Source organism: Erwinia sp. (assembly GCF_031978025.1).
Classification (GTDB): Bacteria; Pseudomonadota; Gammaproteobacteria; order Enterobacterales; family Enterobacteriaceae; genus Erwinia.
Genome location: NZ_DALZCD010000264.1, coordinates 1 through 6,061 on the forward strand (window position 1 = coordinate 1; position 6,061 = coordinate 6,061).

The following is a 6,061-nucleotide window of genomic DNA, read 5'->3' on the forward strand; positions in this document are numbered from 1 at the left end:
TCCAAAGATACTTTTTATTACGCCATCAACAATAGCGCCGCCCTTTTCCGCCGTTTGCGCGGCAGACATCGCCAGTTTCGCCGCCTGATGCGAGTTGTCCGCATTCTGTTTTACCGTGGCGGTAATCTGTTCCATGCTGGCAGCAGTCTGCTCCAGCGAGGCGGCCTGCTCTTCAGTACGGGAGGAGAGATCGTTATTACCCGCCGCGATTTCACTCACGCCGGTCAAAATGGTATCCGCACCGTTACGCACGTTGCCCACCGTTTTCACCAGTGACCGTTGCATTATCGCCAGGCCGGAGAGCAGATGGCCCATCTCGTTACGGGCATGCGGGTCGACCATGATTTGCGCCGTCAGATCGCCCTGTTCAATGGCGTTGATATGCCCCAGCGCGCGCGCCAGCGGCTGAATCAGCACGTGTTTGATCACCGACCAGCTAACCACCACGGCGCTCAGAACTACCAGCAAAATCGCCCCCATCAGCCACAGCATCTGCGTAAATACCTGCTTACTTTTGGCAGAGGTGGTTTTCGACAGCTGGCCGACGGCGGCGCGCCAGCTGTCGTAATCGCCCTGCATAATCTTCTGGTTGCCCGCCACGTTGATGCTGAACAGGCCGTTGATATCACGGCGTGAGGCAATATCCATCAGCTGATTAAGCTGTCCGGCGTACACCTTGTAGCTTTCCGCCAGCCTGCTATTAAGAGTGGGATCGAGTCCGGGGAGGTCTGGCGCGTTTTGATAATTGTTAAAGTCGCGCCCGGCCAGCGCCAGCTGCTTTTTACCGTGCGCCACCATATCGCCAATGACGCTGCTGGTTGGCCCCTCTTTTTGCAGCCAGATCAGTACACGGTTAACGTCAGCACGCGCCGCATTCAGCTCATACCATGCATTCGTCAGCGAGGTCACCCGATCGCTGGCCATTGAGGCGGCTTCAAAGCTTTCTTTATTATGGTTGAGCGCATTAAGGAAGAGCATACCCGCGACAAGCTGCAAAACGCCAAAGGCGATAATTGTGCTGAGCAAAAAAGAGGAGGTTTTGATTCGGGAAAATACGGACATAGCCACACCTGGTGATTGTTTCAGAAGCGACTTATATCGGCAAAGTTACCGGTAACATTAGAAAAAAAACGTTTCTTTTTATGCCAGTAGCGTCGGGCTACTTTTTAGCTGCGTTCAATTTTGCGTGCGGCTTCATCCAGCGCGTCGATAATATCGTGCAGCGTTTGCTTCGCTAAATCGGGTTGCGAAAGACGCATATTTAGCGCAGTACGCATATTGTGGATAGCGCGCTCCACTTCAGGGATGCTGCGGTTATTAACCAGGATGGCCATCGAGCTAAGGCGGTTGATGATAAAGTGCAGCGTTTCCTGCCCCTCTGCCAGCTGGCGTTCGCCGTGCCGGGTCAGGCTATAGGCTTTACGAGCCGCCTGCGGATCGCGGGATTCGATACAGTCCATCTCTTCCAGCAGCGTCAGGTTGGGATAAATGAGGCCGGGGCTGGGGCTGTATTCGCCACGGGAAAGATCTTCAATCGTTTTGATCAGCTCATAACCGTGCGCGGCACCCTGCGCAATAAAATGCAGGAGCAGCAGACGAACATCGCTGCCATCCAGCATCTTTTCGCGCCTTTTTTTCGGCGCGGCACTGGCCGCGCCGCCGAAGAAGTCGTGTTGGGAACTGCGCTGTGATTTCATTGCCTGCCTGAATCTGTTTGAAGGGGATGGTTCGTTATTGGGCCCCCTGGATAATACAACAGCCCTACTTCTCGTGCCAGTAAGCCACCGCACGCACGAAGTCGGCATTAAGCTTGCGCCTGCCGGTAAAATAGTCGCTGAGCTGCTTCACCGCCGCGCCTTCGCCCGTCAGCCAGATAAAGTACTCTTCTGCCGGTAAGGTCAGATCTTCCAGCCCGGAAATAAGCCGGTTGACGTCAGCCTGCAGGGCGCCGCTGCCCAGCCAGCTAATGTCGACGTTGGGCAGATCGCCAAGGTAGGCCTTTCCCTGAGCCTCATTAACAAAAGCATAAAGCCTGACCGGCCTGTCGCCAAGGGAAGCCATGCGGCGTTTGAACGCGGGCAGGCCCGTTTCATCGCAAACGTACAGCTGAAAAGCATAATCTTCCGGGACGATCAGCGAACCGCGCGGGCCACCGATGGCCAGTCTGTCGCCAGGATGCGCCGTGGTAGCCCAGTCGCTGGCTACGCCCGCTTTGTGTTGATAAAAATCTATCGTCAGCCTGTTTGTCTGCGGGTTAAAGCTCAGCGGCGTATAGTCGCGCGACAGCGGACGAATGCCATCTTTCCACACGATGCCTTCTTCCGTGACCTGTGGCAGATAAAGCTCGCCCGTGGCGGGATCCGGGAAAAAGACCTTAACGTGATCGTCGAAGCCTGCCGAAGTAAAACCGGCCAGCGCCTCGCCGCCAAACTCAATACGGTAAAAGCTGTTGGCGATAAAGGTTTTCGCAATCACTTCTACCGGACGGAAACGCAATTCATTTCTTACGCGACGGGGAGCGCGACCCGTTTTTTCGGTCAACATAATTCTCCTGACGGGGTAATAGCCCGTAATAATCAATCCTGGATTCGGCTGTGCAACGCAGGAAAATATATCTATGATATATCTTAACCGCAAGCGGATTTTTGCTCACCGTCTGACCATCCGCACGAATCATCCACAGGATCGGCAGGCAAAAAAAAGCCGCCGGGCAGAACGCCGGGCGGCTTGAAACGATAACGTCGGGTTACGGCGTGGCTGCGCTCGTCACGCGCCAGACTATGTTGCCGGCGTCGTCGGCAATCATCAGGCCGCCCTGCTTATCCATTGTCAGGCCTACCGGCAGGCCGCGAACCGATTTTTGATCGTCAGTCAGGAAGCCGGTCACCACCGGTTCAGGCTGCCCCTGCGGCACGCCGTTGCGGAAAGCGACCCATACTACCTGATAACCGTTTAGCGGTTTGCGGTTCCAGCTGCCGTGCTCGCTGACAAAAGCACCGCCACGGTATTTTTCCGGCAGATTGTTGCCGGTATAGAACCACAGCCCCAGCGGCGCAACGTGCGAGCTGAGTGCATAGTCAGGCTTAATCGCTTTTTTCACCAGATCGGGGCGCGGTGGCTGAACGCGTTCATCCACATGCTGGCCATAGTAGCTGTAAGGCCAGCCATAAAAGCCACCTTCCTGTACCGAGGTCAGGTAGTCCGGCACCAGATCGGCACCAATCTCGTCACGTTCGTTTACGATGGTCCACAACTTGCCGGTTTGGGGTTCCCACTGCATCCCGGTAGGGTTGCGCAGCCCGCTGGCGTATATCCGGCTGGCACCGGTGGCCGCATCCACTTCCAGAATATCTGCCCGACGATACTCCGCGCCGATGCCGTTTTCCGTGATATTGCTGTTAGAGCCGACGCCAACATAGAGTTTACGGCCGTCCGGGCTGGCCAGCAGGGACTTGGTCCAGTGATGGTTTATCGGCCCACCTGGAAGCTCGGTCAGTTCGGCACCGGGATCGGTGATTTTTGTCGCGCCGCTTTCGTAGCGATATTTCATTAGCGAGTCGGCATTTGCCACATACAGCGTATCGCCAATCAGCTGCACGCCAAACGGCGAGCGCAGATTTTCCAGGAAGGGATACTTTTGCCAGCTTGTACCGTCATGGCGTAACAACGTAATGCGATTACCGCCGGCGCCCCCCTTGCCCGATGCCTTTTGAACCAGGCCGGTGACCAGCTGCTTAGGCTGGCTGGTCGGCGCGGCCGGGGCACTGCCCTCCACCACCAGTATATCGCCGTTCGGCAGCGTATAGAGCTGGCGCGGATGCTGGAAACCGTCCGCAACTTTTTCTATCTTCAGGCCCTCCGCGACGCGGGGCTTTTCCCCCTCCTTCCATGGCGTACTGCTCGGGACCTTCATGGGCGGGACCAGGAAGTTTTTTGCCGCCGGCAGCACCGGATTCGCCCCGGTTTGCTTTGCGGGATCGATTTTAGCGCCGTCGTCGCAGCCGACGAGCAGCAGCGAAACCGAGACGGCCAGCAGTGAGAGTGTGGTTGACGTTTTCATAACTCCTCCTTAAGCGGTGCGATCGCGCACGGCGAGCTGCACATTGGCGAACAGCATTAAAACCACCGCCAGGGTGGAGAGAATAACGCCAGCAGGCACGACGGCCCACGCGTCGCGGCTGTGAATAAAGGCGTTGAAAATTTCCAGTACGATAGCCAGCAGATAAGCCCAAAAATGCACTTTTACCGCCGATCCCTGCGGATAAGAGACGCCCACCCAAACCTGCACAAGGTTAATCAGGCGAGGAATAATCGCGATGATCAGCCCGATAGCGATCAGCCAGCTCGCGGCCTGCGTCCAGAGGATCTCGGTACTGTAGAGATAGATAATGTCGAAGATCCATCCCGCCACAAAAAAGCCGAGCGGGACAGGATGAAACAACGAATAGACGGCCACCGCAAAAGTCGAATGGCGTGATGTTACCTGGGAAGTCATTTACCGGCTCCTTAAACAGGGAAAATGCGCGCGGCCCGAAAGCAATGCGACCACGCAGACTGTAAAAGGTTAGTAAAGTTAGTGACTTCTTGTTTAATAATGTGAAGAAAATTAAGATTATATTCGCTGCTGGCGCAAATCGGCCAACGAACGTCGCTGCACCCCTGCCGCATCAAAATTACTGGCGTCCAGCCAACGTTCAAAGGCTTCGCGTAGGGCGGGCCATTCTTCATCAATAATGGAAAACCAGGCCGTATCGCGGCTGCGTCCTTTATAGACAATCGCCTGACGGAACAGCCCTTCATAGCGAAAGCCGAGCCGCTCCGCCGCGCGGCGCGAAGGCGCGTTAAGGCTGTCGCACTTCCATTCGTATCGACGATAGCCCAATTCATCGAAGGCGTAACGCATCAGCAGAAAATGGCTTTCGGTAGAAAGCGGCGTGCGTTGCAACGCGGGCGAAAAAGTGACGTAACCCACTTCCATCACGCCGTGCGCGGGTTCAATTCTCATTAGCGCCAGCGTGCCGACAGCGCGGCCGCTTTGCCGGTCGATAACGGCAAAATGCAGCGGATCGCGGCTGGCTTCGGCCTGGGCAAGATGGTCACGAAGCTCCTCAGCGTTAAAAGGGCCAGCGGGCAGATAGGTCCAGTCGCGGCCATCCTCGGCGCTGCCCCATGCAGCCAGCAGATCCTCATAATGCCGGGCGCTTTCCAGCGGCTCCAGCACACAGAAACGCCCCACCAGCGCCTGACGTTCAGGCAAAGGGCGCGGCGCCCATTCGGGTAAGGCCTCACCAACCGGCTGTTGAAATTTATTCAATCGAACGGACAATTTATACCTCCTTTGCAATAAGCGAACTGATTTTCCAGCCGCACTGACCGCGTAACAAAGCTCGGCAGCGCCTGTTACCGATCGATAAACCGGCCCGGATAGTCCGCCGGCGGTTTTTGTTGCTCAGTAAATCGGCCAAACAGCCGATAACGGTTTTGTGCAATCAGATTATAACAGCGGTCGCTGATGAAATGGGGGCAGAAGCGCAGTACCGACAGCGCTCGCCACGGCCACGGCAGACCCAGCATGACGCGGAATATCGCATCGGCACGCAGGTAAACGCGCCCTTGCTCAAGCAGAACAATCGTATTGATCTCGTCGGGCGACATGCCGGCGGCTTTCAGCAGCGCTTTGCCCTTATCGGTCTGGACGGCCGCCAGGCGCACGCTGTGGCGTTTGTCATAACGCAACAGGAAGTTTACCCAGCCGTTACAGAGTTTGCAGACGCCGTCATAGAGCACAATTCGGTCCTGTGACGGCAGAGTTTCAGCAGTATTGGACATAGCATCACCAAAGTCAGAAAAAATAACAAGCCGCTTTTACGCGACCAGACCTTAAGCCTGGCTTGAAAAGCTGCATACCTCCATTTTGATACGTTTCAGGAATACCAGAATGCCGATTTCTCAAGGCGAAACCCGATACCAACTGGCGCTGGAGATGTTGACAGCAGACGACGCGGGGCGAGATGAAATCCTCAGCAAGTGTACCCGGCTGACCAGCGAGCTGCTGGGCATC

Annotated in this window: 7 protein-coding genes; all 7 read right to left on the minus strand. The window is 56.0% G+C overall.

Going from position 1 to position 6,061, the window contains the following annotated elements:
* A partial coding sequence (locus RTK32_RS17680) for a Tar ligand binding domain-containing protein (RefSeq protein WP_312046269.1) occupies positions 1–1,062 on the minus strand: 1,062 nt, incomplete at its 3' end.
* A 104-nt stretch (positions 1,063–1,166) separates the two neighbouring features.
* The gene (locus tag RTK32_RS17685) at positions 1,167–1,697 is read right to left on the minus strand and encodes a PadR family transcriptional regulator (RefSeq protein WP_312046271.1); all 531 of its coding nucleotides are present in this window, start codon (positions 1,695–1,697) and stop codon (positions 1,167–1,169) included.
* Positions 1,698–1,761: 64 nt separating this feature from the next.
* Positions 1,762–2,544: a siderophore-interacting protein gene (locus tag RTK32_RS17690; RefSeq protein ID WP_312046273.1), complete on the minus strand. Its 783-nt coding sequence runs from the start codon at positions 2,542–2,544 to the stop codon at positions 1,762–1,764.
* 202 nt (positions 2,545–2,746) lie between these two features.
* Positions 2,747–4,060: a sorbosone dehydrogenase family protein gene (locus RTK32_RS17695; protein ID WP_312046275.1), complete on the minus strand. Its 1,314-nt coding sequence runs from the start codon at positions 4,058–4,060 to the stop codon at positions 2,747–2,749.
* Positions 4,061–4,069: 9 nt separating this feature from the next.
* Positions 4,070–4,495 (minus strand): DUF2231 domain-containing protein, encoded by a 426-nt coding sequence (locus tag RTK32_RS17700; RefSeq protein WP_312046277.1) that lies wholly within the window; start codon positions 4,493–4,495, stop codon positions 4,070–4,072.
* Between the two features lie 117 nt (positions 4,496–4,612).
* Positions 4,613–5,326, minus strand: coding sequence for a GNAT family protein (locus RTK32_RS17705; protein ID WP_312046279.1), 714 nt, complete (start codon positions 5,324–5,326; stop codon positions 4,613–4,615).
* 74 nt (positions 5,327–5,400) lie between these two features.
* On the minus strand, positions 5,401–5,829 hold the full coding sequence (locus RTK32_RS17710; RefSeq protein ID WP_312046281.1) for a thiol-disulfide oxidoreductase DCC family protein: 429 nt from the start codon (positions 5,827–5,829) through the stop codon (positions 5,401–5,403).
* Positions 5,830–6,061 lie beyond the last annotated feature (232 nt).